This window comes from Ferruginibacter sp., from assembly GCF_014377975.1.
In the GTDB taxonomy this organism is placed as follows: Bacteria; Bacteroidota; Bacteroidia; order Chitinophagales; family Chitinophagaceae; genus Ferruginibacter.
This window is the reverse complement of the sequence record NZ_JACMOO010000354.1, coordinates 1-17,306: the sequence shown is the minus strand read 5'-3', so window position 1 is coordinate 17,306 and position 17,306 is coordinate 1. Positions and strand designations below refer to the sequence as shown.

Genomic DNA, 17,306 nt, shown 5'->3' with positions numbered 1-17,306 from the left:
TTGTATCAACCTGTTCTCATCATTGCAGCAACCATTTTGCTTTTTCAATGATTTTTCCATACCACATTTGCCACAGATTTTAGCCTCTGCAAGCCCAATTTCCCAGCCTGCCAGTTTGCCCATACAGTAATGAACATGCACCGTAGCACCAACAGAAGTACTGATGTACAAAAACGCAAGTATGGCTACCAGAAGCTTTTTCATTATTGTAAAAGTAAACAGATTATTTTATAAAATATTGTTGTTTTATTTTTTGGTTTTGTTAAAACGCAAATAATTGCAAGAAATTTAAGAATTAAATATGCAACCATACCGGTATCAAAAGGATATTTATTACAACATCCTTTTATTGCCGCCGCTGTTTAAAATAAAAAGTAAGCAGATAAAAAGCAATGCGGATAAACTGGTAAGCGCTCCAGCGGATAAACTGTATAAAAATATTTTTTGTGTGTATCTGTTCTTCAGCAGTAATGGCCACGCAATTATTTTTGATGATCTCTTCCAATGTTTTTTCCATTTCGGAAGCCATTATTGCATCGCGTACATCCAGGTTTAATTCAATACTTGCATAAGCACTTATGTTGTTGATATTGTAAGAACCGATGGTGAACCATTCACTGTCGCAAACGGCCAGCTTTGCATGTAAAACCGTTGGCTGGTATTCGTACAGTTCAATTTTATTGCGCAGCAACCAATCGTACATCCAGCGCTCCGCATATTTTGCCACCATAACATCCGAAGGGCCAGCGATAATTACTTTTATTTTCACACCTCTTTTGGCAGCCTTTTTTAATAGTCGCCGGATTATTTTACCAGGCAAAAAATAGCTGCAGATAATAGTGATATGCGATTGGGCATGTCGCAACATTTCGAAATAAGTAGTCGAAATTTCATTTTTACGCCTTACCCAATCATTGCGCCTCATTCTTACGATGCTGCTTTCCTGATTGGTAAAATCAAATAATGATTGTTTTTCATCACAGGGCGTAAGCGCCATTTTTACCGGAAACCCGTTCCATGTTTTCCAGCAAAGAATGCACAACTGCCGGGCAACCTCTCCTTCAACAAACATAGCAAAATCAAGCCAGGAAGGTATTCCGGGCATATCGTTGTACCGGTTGGCAATATTTAACCCGCCCGTCAACGCACAGCGGCCATCGGCAACAAAAATTTTCTGGTGCATTCTTCTGCCAAAATAATAATAGCGGCTTTTTAACAAAGGTTCAAAAAAACGAAAATGAACCCCAGCCTGCTGCAGACTTTCAATAAATTTTTTTGATAAATTTTGCGATGCGTAACCATCCGCCAACAAATATACCTGTACATTTCTTTTGGCTGCAGCTTTTAATGCATCGGCTACCAGCAATCCTGTTTCATCTTCTGTATAAATGTACGTTTGCAGGTGGATGGTTTCTGTGGCCTGCCGAATAAGTGACAACAACAGTTCAAAATAATCCTTACCACCTCGAATTAATTTCACCTTATTGTTTTCACAATAGCCGGCATCCGTTTTTTTGACGCCTGATTTTTTTATTTTTTGTTGAGCTGCCACCAGGTAGAAAAATATTTTTAAGTGATACAATGATAGCATATAAAAATGCAAAGAGTGTGCAAATTTTCACTTTTCATTAAGAATCATATTGTATCTTGATGCAGATCATTGCAGATTTCAATATCACCAGTTATTTTTATCAAAATTATTACAGTCATTACCGAATATTAAAAGCTTCAATTGGGTCAGCTAAAAATACAGTCATGAAAAGAATATTAGTACCAACAGATTTTTCAGCCTGTGCTGATAATGCCGTAAATTTTGCTATTCAGTCGGCAAAATTTTTGCCGGCAAAAATTTTACTTGTACATGCATTTGAACTAAATGGGGATGTATATACCGATTACATGGGTGTTAATAAAGAATACAATGAATCGCAGTTACGCGAGGCTACAGAAAAATTGGTACAACTAAAAATAAGTGTAGAAAATAAAAAAGCTGTTGTGTTGGATACGATGGTTTTTACAGGCGGTGTAAAAGAAAGTATTCTTCATCTTGAAAATGAAAAAGATATTGAGCTGGTAGTGATGGGTACAAGCGGAGCCAGCGGTTTTATGCAAAAAATCTGGGGTAGTAAAACGGCGGCTGTTATTGATAAAACTACTGTGCCGGTTATTGCTGTGCCGGTAGAATATCAATGGAAAAAACCGGAAAAGATTTTACTGGCAACCAACCATTTTGAAACAGATACAGAAATACTGGATATTATTTTTGAATTAGCTGAAAGCTTTACAGCGAAAGTACAGATTGTTGTGTTTACAAATGAAGCAAGTGATACTGCCCTTACCTATTTGGAATATACCAGAAAAATACCGTCTTATAGGGAATGGCTTAAAGAAAAATACAAAGATGAAACAATTGTTATTGTCCATCTTTTTGGAATTAATTTTGAACATGCACTGGAAAGTTTTATCAGTCAAAACGAAATTGATTTACTTGCGATGGTTACCTATAAAAGAAGTTTTACAGATAAAATATTTCATCCCGGCATCACTAAAAGAATGAGCTATCACACCAAAATTCCTTTACTGGCCATACCTGCAAAACAAAATCAAGTATAATACTTTAATTTGGGAAAGCTTACTCTAATTTATTTAAAGAAGATGATAATGGCCCCGAGAAAGGTTAATACAATTACTACTTTCCGATAACTGTCATCTTTAATAAGGGTCACAATTTTTAAGCCTGCCCAAAAGCCTGCAACCATTGCAGGCAATAAAAATAAATCTGTTTGTAAAGAAGCCAGGTTAATATTTTTCCAATAGATAATTTGCAAAGGCAGTTTAAAAAAATTGATGACCAAAAATACCCAGGCAGCCGTACCGATAAAATCATTTTTTGTCATGCGCATGGCCAAAAAGTAAATGTTGGCAAAAGAACCTGCAAGGTTACCCAGCATCGTTGCAAAACCTGCAATAAGCCCGGTACTTATCACAAATAATTTATTGGCGGGTATGGCAGTTTTTTTTCTTACTTCAAGCGCAACCATTATTATTACCGTAAAAACAATAATCAGTGCCATCAGTTTTCTAAACAGCGCCTCATTTAAATCCTTACCTACATAAACTCCTATTAATACTCCTGCCATCATCCACGGAATTATTTTCCAGAACTGTGGCCATTGTACATGTCTTTTATAATAAATAACCGCAAAAACATCTGCTACAAAAAGTAATGGCAAAACAATTCCCGTAGATGCTTTACTCCCAAATACAATAGCCATGATGGTAACGTTCATCATCTCTATTCCTTTAAGACCTGCTTTGGACAGCCCTATAACAAAGGAAGCCAGTAAAATAAACACCCATTGAATTAAATTCATAACCGGTTAAAGATATTGCAAGCATTGAAACTATCAGGATAATTAAAAATATTTTTTGAGTAGTTTGAAAAATATTTTAATACGGGCGCAGGAAAAAACTTAACCGAACTTATCTGCATAAAAAAATTGCTACATTTGATTAAAATGAAACTGCGGCATGTTTAAGGTGGGCATACACAAAAAATATTTACCTGTATTTTTCATACTGGTGATTCTTATGCCCATAATGGTTTCGGTATCCCTGTTGGTATGGCAGCAGGTTATTCATTTTGAAATGATGGAAGAACTGGAAGCTAAAAATCTTACCACCATTATTATAAAAAAAAGCAGTCTGAAATGGACAAGGACTGGTAAAGAAATTGAAATAAATGGCAACTTGTTTGATGTGGATGATATTTCGACCAAAGGCGACAGTTGTATCATAAAAGGATTGTACGATGAAAAAGAAGAAGCACTACTTCAAACCATCAAAAAATCTCAACAGGAATCGCCTTACAATAAACCGCTGCCATTATTGATATCAAAAGTACTTTCGCATGTACTTTTTTTAGAAGATAAAAAAGTTACCCAGCCAACGGGTATACTTGCCTTTTTTACAAATTATTATTCGTTTACTTCCGTTCATTTCAGTTCATTTTCTCCCGCTTTAAATGGCCCGCCTCCAAAATACAGTTATTAGATAAACCCATTGCAATAGTTCATCACTGCTGCTACATTTTTACTGTATTATTCATTTACTAATAACGTATGAAAAAAATATTTTTCACTGCGGTTATCGCCTTGGCGTGTATACCACAATTGAAAGCACAGCAAGACACAATAATTAAAACAGGCTACTTACCTGAAGTAATTGTAACAGGAGTACAGTCTGCCACGGACAAGCAAAAATTTCCCATGGCGGTGGGCATTTTAAACCAAAAAGATTTGTTGCAAAATTCATCCACAAATATTATTGATGCATTGTCATCTATACCCGGCGTTTCACTGATTAACATTGGTCCGGCCATTGCAAAACCTGTTGTACGGGGGCTTGGCTATAATCGTGTGGTGGTAATTAATGATGGTATACGGCAGGAAGGCCAGCAATGGGGTGATGAGTTTGGAATTGAAATAGATGAATATACTGTACAACGGATAGAAGTTTTAAAAGGCCCGGCCAGCCTGCGTTATGGGTCGGATGCACTGGCGGGAGTCATCAATCTGCTGCCGCAGTCATTTGCTCCTGAAGGCAGGATGACTGGAAGGTTTCTTACAAATTATCAAACCAACAATGGCTTGCTGGCAGGCAACTTTTTGCTTGGTGGTAACCAGAAAGGTTTTGTATGGAATATAAACTATACTTACAAAACAGCACACGCTTATAAAAATAAATACGACGGTTATGTATGGAATAGCAACTATGGAGAAAATAATCTGAAAGCTATGTTTGGGGTACAAAAAAAATGGGGTTTTTCAACAATTACCCTCAGCAGGTTTAATTTAAAAACGGGTATTATAGAAGGCGCAAGAGACGAAGTAACAGGAGCCTTTACAAAAAAAGTGCGTAACTACGATGGCACAACAGATAGCGCGGTGACTGTTACAAAAGATGAGTTACTTCGCTACAACAATTACGATATAATACATCAGCAGGTGTGCCATAACAAATTGGTTTGGGATAACAGTTTTGCATTGGGCAATGGCCGCCTGGGTTTAAAATTAGCCTACCAGCAAAGCCATCGCCAGGAAGCCAATGATGTTGTTTTGGGAGATGTGTATAATTTTGATTTTTTGCAGCAAACCATCAACTACGATATAGGCTATGCACTGGCAGAAACCAATAACTGGAAGGTATCTTTTGGCGCCAACGGTATGGATCAGTCATTTAAAAACCGGGGCACTGCTTTCTTATTTCCAGAATACCACTCGTTGGATATCGGTCTGTATTCACTGGCACAAAAAACAATTCATCAACTTACCTTAAGTGGTGGCCTGCGTTTTGACAGCAGGCAATTTAAAGGCGATGATCTCTTTACAGGTCCTCACGGAGAAAGACTTTCTGGCCCTTCTGCTGATGCAACCCAACAGTTTAAGGCATACACTTCCAACTTCTCAGGTGTTTCAGGAAGCATCGGTGTCACCTATGATTTTTCATCACTGGTATACGGTAAAATAAATATTGCAAGAGGATACCGGGCTCCCAATGTTGCCGAAAGCGGCTCAAACGGGATTCATGACGGTACTCCTTTTTATGAAATAGGCGATGCAAATTTAAAGGCAGAAAACAGCTTACAGGCAGATGTTTCAATCGGGCTGAATTCAGATAATTTTACTACTGAAGTAACCTTATACAGCAACCGGATAAATAATTATATTTTTCCTTTAAAACTATCCAGCGCTTTGGGTGGAGATTCGTTGAGAGAATCTGCGCCTACGTTTAAATTTGTTGCGGGTGATGCCGTATTAAAAGGAGGTGAAATAATAGTAAACTATCATCCACAACTATTAAAATGGCTGCGCTGGGAAAATGCTTTTTCATTTATTAGTGCCATACAAAAAAACCAGAACGACTCATCAAAATATCTTCCTTATACCCCACCGGGTAAACTGCAAACAAAGTGTTGGTTTTCGTTCAGCAACAATGAACACGGCATCCGGAACATTTACCTGAGTATTGGTGTGGATCATTTTTTTGAACAAAACAAAGTATTTTATAAGTTCAATAATGAGACCATTACCCCTGGTTACACCTTACTAAATATAGGTGCAGGCGCAAACATTTATGCAAAGAAAAAACAGGTAGTGGGTATTTATCTGATGGCTGCCAATTTAACCGATGTGGCTTACCTGAGCAATATGAGCAGGTTAAAGTATGCGGACATCAATAATGCTACAGGCAGAACCGGCGTGTATAATATGGGCAGAAATATCAGCATCAAGCTGAGCTTTCCGATTGGGGCTGATAAATAATTTTTTTATTTTTATTACGGGCAATCTTAAAAATTGCCCGTTTTTATTTTATTATTTTAGTTCCGTTTTTCTTTCATTTACCGGCTTTTTTTTAAGAGCATACTTCTTCCGTATTATGCGGCTTTTTTTGGTTGGTGTTGCGCAATACTATTAATCAGAAAAATAAAATGGTGATACCAATATTCGTTACAGTGAGGATGCATTGCAGCAAATATTTTTTTAACTGATCAGCATCCCATCTCTAACATTTACTGCAGACCCCGGCAGAAACGATCTTCTAAACCAATAATAACAGGCAATTTCGGCTGCAGTAAAAATACTGACAAGCGAAGATTCATTTTGTTTTACAATAAACCGTAGTACTAATTTAACATTCAATCAATACCCTTAAAGGGTGTAGATTATACATCTTGCGCACCATCGTTTAAACAAAATGAATCGTTCGCAATTTCACACACCTGATGTACCTTAAACTGTACAGTCAGATGATGATAAAAGACTGACTTCTAAAAAAATTATCCGTTACTTTAAAAGATATTATACATTTTCAGTTGCAAGCCCCCAATGTTCGGGAGAGCGCCACAAAGCACTTAACAATAACTCCCGGATGAAATAAAATTCTTTAGGAAGTTTATCATATACTTTAGAAAATAATTCTTCGTGCGACAGTAATTCCTGCTTCCATGGTTCCCTGTCAAGTGTCATAATTTTAGCAAAATCGTCTTTACTAAAATTTTCAATTCCTGTCCAATCCATATCTTCATAACGGGGCATCCAGCCAATGGGAGATTCCACCGCACTGGCACCACCATGCACTCTTTGAACAATCCATTTTAACACCCGGATATTTTCACCAAAGCCAGGCCATAAAAATTTTCCATTTTCATCTTTCCTGAACCAGTTAACGCTGAATATACGGGGTGCATTGGGCAGGTCGCGGCCAAACTGCAACCAATGATTCACATAATCGCCCATGTTATATCCCATAAAAGGCAGCATGGCAAAAGGATCACGCCTTACTTTACCTACTTCACCAACAGCAGCAGCGGTGGTTTCGCTGCCCATGGTTGCGGCGGCGTATACGCCAAAGCTCCAGTTAAAAGCCTGGTATACCAATGGTACTGTAGTGGTTCGTCTTCCGCCAAAAACAAAGGCTGCAATATGCACTCCTTTAGGGTTATTCCACTCAATGTCTATTGCCGGGTTTTGATAAGCAGGCGCTGTAAACCTGCTGTTGGCATGGGCTGCAGGGCTTTCACTTTTTGGATCATAGGATTTTCCATACCAGTCTGTTAACCCCTCAGGTATTTCTTTTGTCATTCCTTCCCACCATACATCACCCTCCTGTGTAAGGGCAACATTTGTAAAAATAGTATTGGCCTTTATGGTTTCCATTGCATTGGGATTAGTATGAAAATTTGTTCCGGGAGCCACACCAAAATAACCGGCTTCCGGATTGATAGCATAAAGACTGCCATCAGTTCCTTTATGTATCCAGGCAATATCATCACCCACTGTAGTTACTTTCCAGTCATCAACTCCCTTTGCAGGAATCATCATGGAAAAATTAGTTTTACCGCAGGCACTTGGAAAAGCGGCAGCAATATAAGTTTTTTGTTTTGCGGGAGATTCAACTCCTAATATCAACATGTGTTCAGCCAGCCAGCCTTCTTCTCTTCCCATTACAGATGCTATACGAAGTGCAAAACATTTTTTCCCCATCAGGGCATTGCCCCCGTAACCGCTGCCGTAAGAAATGATCAATCTTTCTTCCGGAAAATGAGAGATATATTTTGTTGTGGGATTATTGGGCCAACTGCTGTCTGCTGCGGCGGCATTTAACGGCGCACCAACGGTATGAATACATTTTACATAATCGTTTCTTTTTAGATAAGGATAAACAGTTTCTCCCATGCGTGTCATAATATACATGTTCACTACCACATATTCTGAGTCGGTTAACTGTACTCCATACCGGCTGTAAGCAGAACCTACCGGGCCCATACAAAACGGAATAACATACAAGGTTCTCCCATTCATGGATTCATCCAGCAACCCATTTAAAATTTGTTTCATGGCGGTTGGTTCCATCCAGTTATTGGTAGGGCCTGCATCGTCTTTTCTTCTGCTGCAAATAAAGGTTTTGTCTTCCACCCTTGCCACATCGCCCGGATCAGAAAAGCAGGCAAAACTATTGGGGCGTTTTTGCTGGTTTAGTTTTATAAATGTTCCTTTCTTAACCAATGACTCACATATACTGTCGTACTCCGTTTTAGATCCATCACACCAGTGAATGTTTTTAGCATTACATTGCCTGGCTATATTAATTACCCAGGATTTTAATTCTGGCTTTATATCAGATGCCCCATTATGTCTTGGTTTGCTTTCTATTTGCATCATAAAAATTTATTTAATAATTGAATAATTGCTTGCAATAAGTAATACAAATTTTCATCCAATAAGATTAACTAAAGATGATCATTCTCATTTTTTATCTGATTTACATCCATTTTCTTATCAAATATTTTAATCACTGGCAGATGATTAAAAAGACAGTTACCGGTCTTTATATTTTTTAGTTTGATAATTTCACCCGGCTGATAATATACTTTTTTTACAAATGCAGTAAGCTTTATCACTCCATATCACTTAGCAGTACCTATAAATAAAGAACAAAGAAAGTGAAAATGTGGCTGCACGTTGCAACCTACTTATTTTACACAATACCATCATCAAACGGGTAGGTATACTCTAAAAGAACTTTTGTATATTGGTATAAATATTCTGTATGCAAAAAATTATACTTTTTATTTATGGAATAATAAATTTAAACGTGGTATCAGCGCAAAACCTGGTAGTAAATCCGGATGCTGAAAGTTTACCCCGGGGCACTGGCTGGTCGATTATAAGCCAGGGGGCGTCTACCTGTTTACTGGTTCCTACCAGCAATTTTGTTAACTGGACCATGATTCCTGATGGAAGTACGAATTACCCGTATGACCATACAACCGGAGCAGCAGGAGGAACTGTTTTTTATTCCGGATGTAGCAGTGGCCTGCAGGGGCCATTTGAATTAAGGCAGGATATTGATTTATCGGCCGATGCGGCAACCATCGATGCAGGCGCAATGACTTACGTTTTTACCGGTCATATGCAAACACCCGTGAGTAATCAAACAGATGAGGGGCGTTTTATTGTGGATTACCTCAATGCTTCCAATGTTGTATTGAAAACAAGTTATACCAGCAGCTGGCAGTCATACTATTTGGGATCAGGCAGCGGTTGGGTTGTTTACACCAATACAAGATTAGCACCAGTAGGTACGAGAATAATAAGAATTAGAATGCAAACAGAAATATTTTTTAACCCGCCTGCCATTAATGTTTATTTTGATGATATTACTTTGGTAAAGCCGGTTGTATTGCCGGTTAACCTTATGTTATTTACGGCAACAGAGGCTTGGGAAGAAATATATTTACATTGGAAAGTTGCAGATGAATTAAATTTTTTAAAGTACGATTTGGAACAAAGTAACAATGGTATTGATTTTATTAAAATAGCCACCTTACCTGGTGGCAGGACTTACTATTCTTATACCGATAAAAAAACACCAGGTAGTACAGCTGCTTGCTACTACCGATTAAAGATGACGGATAATAATGGAAAATTCAGTTATAGTTATATAGTTCCTGTTTTTTTTAAAGGTCAGCCTGTTTTACAAATATCTCCTAACCCCGCAAAAAATTACTTTACAATAAGTGGTTTACAACATCCGGGAGTGGTGAGCCTCATTGATGCCAACGGTAAAAACATAATGACTAACAAAACAAATGCAAGTACTTATAAAATTAATATTTCATCTATTCCTGCAGGCGTGTATTTTATACGTGTCGGGGATGGTAAAAATATTGTATTTAAAAAACTGGTTGTTCAAAATTGAACGGTTTTTATTATACACCCGGCTTAACACAATCTGTAAAACAAATTGATTGCGGTATATTTACTGCTTATACTATGACCAATACTAAAAAAAATATCCAGCCGTTTGTTGTCTGGTAGTAAATAACCTTCAACCTTTTATTTTTTTAAATGTTTATAGGTGTCAGTAATTTTAAATAATAAAATTTACCAATGAAAAATATAGTTACAGCGATCTGTTTCCTGCTGGTCAATGGAATTTTTTCAGGGCTCATTGCTCAAAAAAAACTACAAAATGTAAAACAGGAACAATGCGCTACTATGGTACGTTTGGAAGACAAATTCAAACAAAATCCCGGCCTTAAAGCTAGTTTTACCAGGCAACTGGAAAGCTTTAACCGAACCCTTGCTGATAAAATTCAAACCCAGCAACGTGATGCCGGTTCTGCAGGAATTAATAGCCCCGCCACAACCTATACCATCCCAATTGTTTTCCATATTGTATTGCCCAATCCTACCCTGGTAACGGATGCCCAGATTATAGCCCAACTGGATGTATTGAATAAGGATTATTCCGGAACCAATGCAGATGCAGCCAACCTACCTTCTTATTTTCACCCCATTTTTGGTCAATCGCCCATTCAATTTTGCCTGGCACAGCGCACTCCATCTGGCGAAATAACCAATGGTATTGAGAGGATCAGTACTACTCAAACCCCTTTTTCACCATCCAACGACGGCGTAAAGCATACATCGACCGGAGGTATTGATATATGGGACGGTACCAAATATTTCAATGTATGGATAACAGCCTTATCCAATAATTTACTGGGCTATGGCACTTTCCCCAATGATGGATTTCCATTGGAACAGGGTGCTGTAGTGGAATACCGTAGCTTGCCGAACGGCGTTTATAACAATTATAATCAAGGAAAAACGCTGAGCCATGAAACCGGCCACTATTTTAATTTATATCATATTTGGGGTGATGATAATGGTGCTTGCACAGGTACAGACTATGTGGATGACACTCCAAACCAGGCCGATTTTACTACGGGATGCTACAATGGCGTAAGAATAGATTCCTGCACATCAAATGGAAACGGTATTTTGTATCAAAATTATATGGATTACAGCTATGATCAATGCATGATACTGTTTACAAAATTGCAGGTAGTCAGGATGACCAATGCTTTACTTTCCTATCGTTCATCCCTTACCTCCTCTAATGGATGTACCCCTGTTGAACTTAAAACCCTGGATGCCCAGTTAAAAACAATTGATGCACCGGCTCAGCGTATTTGCACCAACTCGTTTAGCCCCGTTGTTACCATCCGAAACATGGGTTTGCAAACACTCAACACCCTGCTGATTAAAACAGTAATTGATAATGGCACACCGGTAAGCTACTCCTGGACGGGATCACTCTCTTCACTTGCAAGCGATGTCGTTACTTTAAGTGCAGTAACCATTACACCGGGTAACCACCAGATAAAAATTTTTGTTGCCTCTCCTAACGCTGGAACTGATGAAAATACCACCAACGATACACTTACTACCGTGGTTCAATATTACGAACCAGTGTCTACTGTTACAGAAGGCTTTGAAGGAAGCACTTTTCCTCCCGCAGGATGGGATGTTGTAAACCCCGACCATTCTATTACCTGGCAAAAAATTACCGGTGTTGCAAAAACAGGTAATGCCAGTGTTATTATAAGAAACTCTGATTACACAAATCTTTTTGAAAAGGATTATCTTAGGTTGCCGGAAGTAAATTTAATAAATGTTGATTCAGCCTTTTTTTCTTTCCAGGTAGCAGCGGCTGTGGCTTCAGAAACCAGTTTAGCGGGAAACAACTGGGATACACTTGAAGTACTGATCAGCAAAGATTGTGGTCTTACTTATACCAGTCTTTATAAAAAGTGGGACTCAACTTTAATAACAACCTACACAAATACCCTGTTATCTTTTGTACCTGCTTCTTCAGAGTGGCGAAAAGATTCTATCGACCTTACCCCCTACATTAATCAGGGAAAAATAATGCTGGCCTTTAGAAATACGACCGGGAATGAAAATAATATTTACCTGGATGATATCAGTATCCGCACAATCAACATTAATCCCAATTTAAAAGCTGCCGGTTTTTTGGTAACACCCAACCCGGTAAAAAACAGTGTTGCCGTGCAGTTTTATCCAAATCCATCCAACCTTAAAAGTATACAGTTGTACAATCTTTTTGGGCAAAAACTCGCTGAAACCAATATTTCTTCCGGAGCTGGTTTACCGTTGTATACTTTTAATATGAGCAGATATCCTGCAGGAGCCTACATTGTCAGAGCGGTGTTTACTGATAAAGTAATTGTGAAAAAAATTATTAAAGAATAATAGTGAATAGGTCAGAAAGGTAAAAAAATATTTTACAAATTGAAAGAATATTGACTTTGGAATTAATTCAAAATCAATATTCTTTCCCCCTCATTTCACCACTTGCAATGCTATATAAGTGTCAAAATATTTCAATGGTATATCCCATTTTTTTTATAGCAGATGATTCTGGTTCCCAATTGCGGTATTGAATAAAAGTGGCGTGCACGGTTCCTTTTTTTAAAGCCGTAAGCGTAAATATTTCATCGTTACTGGCACCAACTGTATTTTGTTTCATCGGTTTATCATCCAGCTGTCTTTCTACTTTTACTTTTGTTTCATCATCTAAATTACATTTCCAACGATATCCTGCGGTACCCAATCCGGGAAAGCGCAATTCTTTTTTTTCATTTACTGATAAGGTGACAGAAGGCATACATTTAAATTTAAACTTAATGGTACAAAAATGGTGCAAAAGAAATTATTTTTCTGCCCCATTAAAAAACTAAGCTTGATTAGAATGAAGAAATTTACGTCACCTGACTGGTGGCATGGCCCGTCAGCCAAATAAATAAAGGTAGGTTTGAAGATGACATTACCGGATTTTCAATGAATATTTCCTGCAAATTTTACAGGTGGATTGCCTTGTACAGGGTTTTCCAACTATATCATTTTACAATTATTGTTATTGAGCGCAAAGCATCTCTATTTTATTTGTGGATAAATTTAACACTAAGCCTGGTACCATTTGATACGATGGTTGCCACATAAACGCCGGCTGCAAGTTTTGCTACCGCTATATTTATTTTATTGATGCCTGCCAAACCACTGCTTGTTTCGCTTAATTTTTGCCCCAGCATGTTATAAATTAACACCAAGTCGCCCTGCGTAAAATTGTTCTTTGTTGCAATGGTAATTAAATCATTTGCAGGGTTTGGATATATTGCAAAAGGCTGGCTGGTTTTTACTTCATCTGGTATAAATAATTGTGCCGAAGGAACAACGTGCCTGTCTGTAACAGGGCCACTCCATTCTAATTTACATACCGCATCGCCCTGATTTTGATAATACTCAATCCGGATAGGATAAGCAGTACATGCTGCAAGATGAACGGTAGCCTGGTATTCTGTAGCGCCCTGGTCAATCCACTTATCTACCAGCAACTGGTTATTTACCCATAGTCGTATGCCATCGTCTGCCGTTACATAAAAAGTGTATGTACCTGCGTCTGTGGTTTTAATGTTGCCCGTAAACCTGGCCTTAAATAAATTGTTACTGATGATAGCGTTGGGTGATCCTCCGCTCCAGTTAAAATTAATAGCAGGTTCGGTTTGCGTTAAGGTTGCAATTGCCGGAAAATCAGCGGCCACTGCGGTATTACTGAAATATTCTGCTTTTAAACCGGTACCGTTTCCTATACAGGTTGCAGCAGGGGCAAACAATTGTGAGGTAGAAATTATTTGCCTGCATATTCCAGCAGCACTCCACTGCAATGCGCAAAAGGCAGGGTTAATATTAGAATAATATTCCAGCCTGATATCATAGTCTGTATTTTTTTGCAAACTGACAGTTGCGGTGTGCGTTTGTATAATATTGTCGCTCCATTGATTAATGATTTCGGTATTGTTTATCCATAGCCTTACTCCATCGCTTGCTGTTGCGTAAAAGGTATAGGTATCAGTGGTAAGTGGGCGCAGCGTGCCCGTCCACCTTACCTTAAAGTGATCGTTGCTGACAGCCGCGGCAGGACTGTCATTGCCCCAGTTAAAATTTATATTCTTATCCAATTTAGTTACAGTAGCAGTGGCTGGAAAATCAGTACCGGTGGTATTGGTAAAATATTCAGCTTTCAATCCAGTGCCGTTGCCGTAGATTACAGAAAGATTTTTATCATTGCAGGAAAGTCCATACACTTTTATACTATTTGAAAAAGCAGGTACAAACACTTTTCCGTTGGCGATGGTTGGAGGCGCAAACTTTGCAAAACTTCCCACTGCATTTTGTGTGTCCATATCACTGTTCCATAGTTCTCCTGCACTTACATCATTTGCCCTGTAAGCTGCGATGGTGCCGGGCCTCACCTGGTTATTGGCATTGCCGCTGGATGGAAAGCAGCCCCATACAATGGCAGATGAAGTATCAGCTAAATTACTGGATACACTAAGCATTGCGCCGGGCATTCCGTTTTCAAGATTTCTCTGGCCCTGCTTAAAATCGTTTGCAAATGTGCCCGTACTGCGGTTAAACTGAAACTGCCTTATCTTAAAAGTTTCTGCCCAAGCATACACAAATTCGCCGGTAGTAAATTTGGCATATACCGGCGATCCATGCACATGTACATTTCCCTGGCGGCCGGGGTTAAATTCCAGTGTATCTTTTACCTGTGTATTGCCGGTGGTAAGCCTGCCCATATTATTGTAATCAACTACGTAAGAAATTCCTTCTTTTGAACCTGAAATGGTAAGACTTGAATTGGGAATCATCAGCACACCATCACTGCCATAATCCAGATCAAGCTGATCAAGATAATCATAATTAGCAGGTGTAAACCAGTCAAGCATTTTTAATTGCGGTGATAGTTTGATAAGACTTTCACTTCTGCCCCCGGTAAAATTAGTATTGTCTGCTCCGGTAGTGCCGTTGCCTGTTACCAGGTAAAGATTACCATCATCACCCACTGATATCCCCTGCCCCGCCATCCAGATACCGGCAGCCCAGCCGTTGGGTGTTGCGTTGTAAGTGTATTGCAATTGCAGGGTCTCTGCATCATAACCCATTACCCAGCCATGATACGGCCCCCAGTCGCAATGAGATGCGGTGGCTAAATAGATGATGTTATTGTACAGGAGTAAACCCGGGCGCTGGTTGGCATATTTTGCATCGTATTGTATTACCCCGTTAACATTGCCATCCCCGCTGCCATTCACCTGTGCACTGATCAACTGCGGACTGCCTGCTTTGTGCAGACCGGTATAAATATTTAAAGCATTGAGGTAAGAATAAAATTTTCCATTTGCATCAATTGTTTTAATAACCACGTACAGCGTTCCCGATACAGAGTCAATGACCGGAGTTCCTACCAAACCCATTTTACCTGAAAAGTCGCGGTAGTTACCGCCACAGGGTTTACCATAAGCAGCATCCTGCAAATCAAAAACATCGGGTGCTCTATGTCCTGACGGGTTTAGGTTTATTTGCCATAAGGGTGCTGGTTGAGATAGATCATCTGCATTAAAAGCATACACTGTATTGTTTACGGTAGCCACGAATAACACATTACCCCTGAAAATGCCAATGGTAATATTGGCTGCAACCAGCGGTTGTGCATATACCTGGTTATCTACCGCAAGCGTAGCTGCAAGGCCAAATTTTGATGGCAATACATTGCTGTGGTTTAGCAGCGTTTCCTTATCGCTCCATCCGGTACGGTAGGTATTGTTATGCTGTGTAAGCACCGATACCTGTGCAGCAGAAATAAAGGATAATAAAATAAAAACAAGAAGTTGAAATAAGCAGCGTTGCATCGTTTAGTATTTGTGTGGCTTGACAAATGTAACCGAAAGTATTTATACTCCCGCATGAACTGCATTTTGGAAACTATGGCTGCGAAGTTTAGCATTCAGCCAAAATCATTCAACAAATGCAGGTCTCCTAACAGTGTCTGTTTGTTAGAAATTTTTTGCACATCAAACCTATCCGGAATTAAAACATACTCTTCCCAAACAGGAATAACTGCCCGGCACAGGTAACCTGCCGCACTTTTCCCGTCCATCATCCCTGCGCTTAACACGTTAGAAAATGTATGCCTATTTTGAAAAGGCATTCATAGCTGCAGTAGGTTTACAGGAGTTGTCGAAAGCACCCAGCGAATAGCCTTGCCAGTTATTGCAGGCTTCTGGTTCCCAATATAAAACGCCCAGGCCTTTGTTGGCGGTAACCGCTTTTGTTTTAGCAATAAGATCCGTTAAAAAAGTATTGCAATCAGTGGCATCATCCCAGCTCATACCGGCTTCTACAATCATTACTTCTTTACCATACCGGCTTACCATATCGTTCATATTGGCATAGCATTGTGTATTATAAGTTTTCCAATTTGTGGTTGTTGGGTACATGGACATCCCTATCACATCGTACTTTGCGCCATTGGCTTTTAAGCCATCAAACATCCAGCGGAACAACGAATTATCGTAACCGTTGGAAATGTGCACGATCACTTTGGCAGCAGGAAAAACAGCTTTTACCGCATCAAAACCAGCAGAGATCATTTGTGCAAAATTAGCCATATTGGTGGATGCCCTGCCTTCTGGCCATAACATGCCATTGTTGGTTTCGTTACCCACCTGCACCCACTCTGGCAAAATATTATTATCGTGTAATGCAGTAAGCACAGCAGTTGTATGGCCTGCAAGCGATATTTTTAAAGTAGCAAAGTCCTGCGTTGCCCATGCTGTGGGCTTTGTTTGTTTGCCGGGGTCGGCCCAGGTATCACTGTAGTGAAAATCAATCAGTATGCGCATACCAAGATTTTTAGCACGCACAGCTTTGGCCACTACATCAGCTGTATTATTATAGCCATCGGCAGGATTTACCCAAACCCTTAGGCGAATTGTATTGATGCCAACAGATTTTAAAAGGGCCATACCTTCCTGCGTTGTGCCGGTGCTGTTATAAAATTTTATGCCAGCCGCTTCCATTTGAGTT

General features: G+C 39.2%; 13 protein-coding genes. 5 read left to right on the top strand and 8 right to left on the bottom strand.

Annotated features, from left to right (window positions below; all coding sequences use genetic code 11):
* Window positions 1-204 (bottom strand): hypothetical protein (locus H7254_RS17295; RefSeq protein WP_301934160.1); only part of this gene is annotated, 204 nt, incomplete at its 3' end.
* Window positions 205-346: 142 nt separating this feature from the next.
* The gene (locus H7254_RS17290; RefSeq protein ID WP_301934159.1) at window positions 347-1,480 is read right to left on the bottom strand and encodes a phosphatidylserine/phosphatidylglycerophosphate/cardiolipin synthase family protein; all 1,134 of its coding nucleotides are present in this window, start codon (window positions 1,478-1,480) and stop codon (window positions 347-349) included.
* 275 nt (window positions 1,481-1,755) lie between these two features.
* On the opposite strand from H7254_RS17290, the gene H7254_RS17285 reads away from it, so the two are divergent.
* Window positions 1,756-2,613, top strand: a complete 858-nt coding sequence (locus H7254_RS17285) for a universal stress protein (RefSeq protein WP_301934158.1) — start codon at window positions 1,756-1,758, stop codon at window positions 2,611-2,613.
* A 29-nt stretch (window positions 2,614-2,642) separates the two neighbouring features.
* Here the strand turns inward: H7254_RS17285 and H7254_RS17280 are convergent, their stop codons facing one another.
* On the bottom strand, window positions 2,643-3,374 hold the full coding sequence (locus H7254_RS17280) for a sulfite exporter TauE/SafE family protein (RefSeq protein ID WP_301934157.1): 732 nt from the start codon (window positions 3,372-3,374) through the stop codon (window positions 2,643-2,645).
* Between the two features lie 217 nt (window positions 3,375-3,591).
* On the opposite strand from H7254_RS17280, the gene H7254_RS17275 reads away from it, so the two are divergent.
* Window positions 3,592-4,053, top strand: a complete 462-nt coding sequence (locus tag H7254_RS17275; RefSeq protein ID WP_301934156.1) for a hypothetical protein — start codon at window positions 3,592-3,594, stop codon at window positions 4,051-4,053.
* A 68-nt stretch (window positions 4,054-4,121) separates the two neighbouring features.
* Window positions 4,122-6,323, top strand: a complete 2,202-nt coding sequence (locus tag H7254_RS17270) for a TonB-dependent receptor (RefSeq protein WP_301934155.1) — start codon at window positions 4,122-4,124, stop codon at window positions 6,321-6,323.
* Between the two features lie 537 nt (window positions 6,324-6,860).
* Here H7254_RS17270 and H7254_RS17265 read toward each other — a convergent pair.
* Complete coding sequence (locus H7254_RS17265) at window positions 6,861-8,723, bottom strand: phosphoenolpyruvate carboxykinase (GTP) (RefSeq protein ID WP_301934154.1); 1,863 nt, start codon at window positions 8,721-8,723, stop codon at window positions 6,861-6,863.
* A gap of 388 nt (window positions 8,724-9,111) precedes the next feature.
* Between H7254_RS17265 and H7254_RS17260 the strand changes: the two genes are divergently transcribed.
* Together H7254_RS17260 and H7254_RS17255 are read left to right on the top strand one after the other, a co-directional pair.
* Window positions 9,112-10,263: a T9SS type A sorting domain-containing protein gene (locus H7254_RS17260; protein WP_301934153.1), complete on the top strand. Its 1,152-nt coding sequence runs from the start codon at window positions 9,112-9,114 to the stop codon at window positions 10,261-10,263.
* 191 nt (window positions 10,264-10,454) lie between these two features.
* Window positions 10,455-12,626 (top strand): M43 family zinc metalloprotease, encoded by a 2,172-nt coding sequence (locus tag H7254_RS17255; RefSeq protein ID WP_301934152.1) that lies wholly within the window; start codon window positions 10,455-10,457, stop codon window positions 12,624-12,626.
* Window positions 12,627-12,747: 121 nt separating this feature from the next.
* Here the strand turns inward: H7254_RS17255 and H7254_RS17250 are convergent, their stop codons facing one another.
* The 4 genes from H7254_RS17250 to H7254_RS17235 all read right to left on the bottom strand — a co-directional run.
* Window positions 12,748-13,041, bottom strand: coding sequence for a protease inhibitor I42 family protein (locus tag H7254_RS17250; protein WP_301934151.1), 294 nt, complete (start codon window positions 13,039-13,041; stop codon window positions 12,748-12,750).
* A gap of 274 nt (window positions 13,042-13,315) precedes the next feature.
* Entirely contained in the window at window positions 13,316-16,129 is a 2,814-nt protein-coding gene (locus tag H7254_RS17245; RefSeq protein ID WP_301934150.1) for a PA14 domain-containing protein, read from the bottom strand.
* A gap of 95 nt (window positions 16,130-16,224) precedes the next feature.
* Entirely contained in the window at window positions 16,225-16,428 is a 204-nt protein-coding gene (locus H7254_RS17240; protein WP_301934149.1) for a hypothetical protein, read from the bottom strand.
* Window positions 16,412-17,306: glycosyl hydrolase 53 family protein (locus tag H7254_RS17235; protein ID WP_301934148.1), on the bottom strand; the 895-nt coding region annotated here is incomplete at its 5' end. The genes H7254_RS17235 and H7254_RS17240, both read right to left, overlap by 17 nt.

Coding starts and splice junctions, on each gene's coding strand:
- H7254_RS17265 (WP_301934154.1), bottom strand. CDS start 8,723: ATGATGCAAATAGAAAGCAAACCAAGACATAATGGGGCATCTGATATA.
- H7254_RS17275 (WP_301934156.1), top strand. CDS start 3,592: ATGCCCATAATGGTTTCGGTATCCCTGTTGGTATGGCAGCAGGTTATT.
- H7254_RS17250 (WP_301934151.1), bottom strand. CDS start 13,041: ATGCCTTCTGTCACCTTATCAGTAAATGAAAAAAAAGAATTGCGCTTT.
- H7254_RS17240 (WP_301934149.1), bottom strand. CDS start 16,428: ATGCCTTTTCAAAATAGGCATACATTTTCTAACGTGTTAAGCGCAGGG.
- H7254_RS17255 (WP_301934152.1), top strand. CDS start 10,455: ATGAAAAATATAGTTACAGCGATCTGTTTCCTGCTGGTCAATGGAATT.
- H7254_RS17245 (WP_301934150.1), bottom strand. CDS start 16,129: ATGCAACGCTGCTTATTTCAACTTCTTGTTTTTATTTTATTATCCTTT.
- H7254_RS17260 (WP_301934153.1), top strand. CDS start 9,112: ATGCAAAAAATTATACTTTTTATTTATGGAATAATAAATTTAAACGTG.
- H7254_RS17285 (WP_301934158.1), top strand. CDS start 1,756: ATGAAAAGAATATTAGTACCAACAGATTTTTCAGCCTGTGCTGATAAT.
- H7254_RS17280 (WP_301934157.1), bottom strand. CDS start 3,374: ATGAATTTAATTCAATGGGTGTTTATTTTACTGGCTTCCTTTGTTATA.
- H7254_RS17270 (WP_301934155.1), top strand. CDS start 4,122: ATGAAAAAAATATTTTTCACTGCGGTTATCGCCTTGGCGTGTATACCA.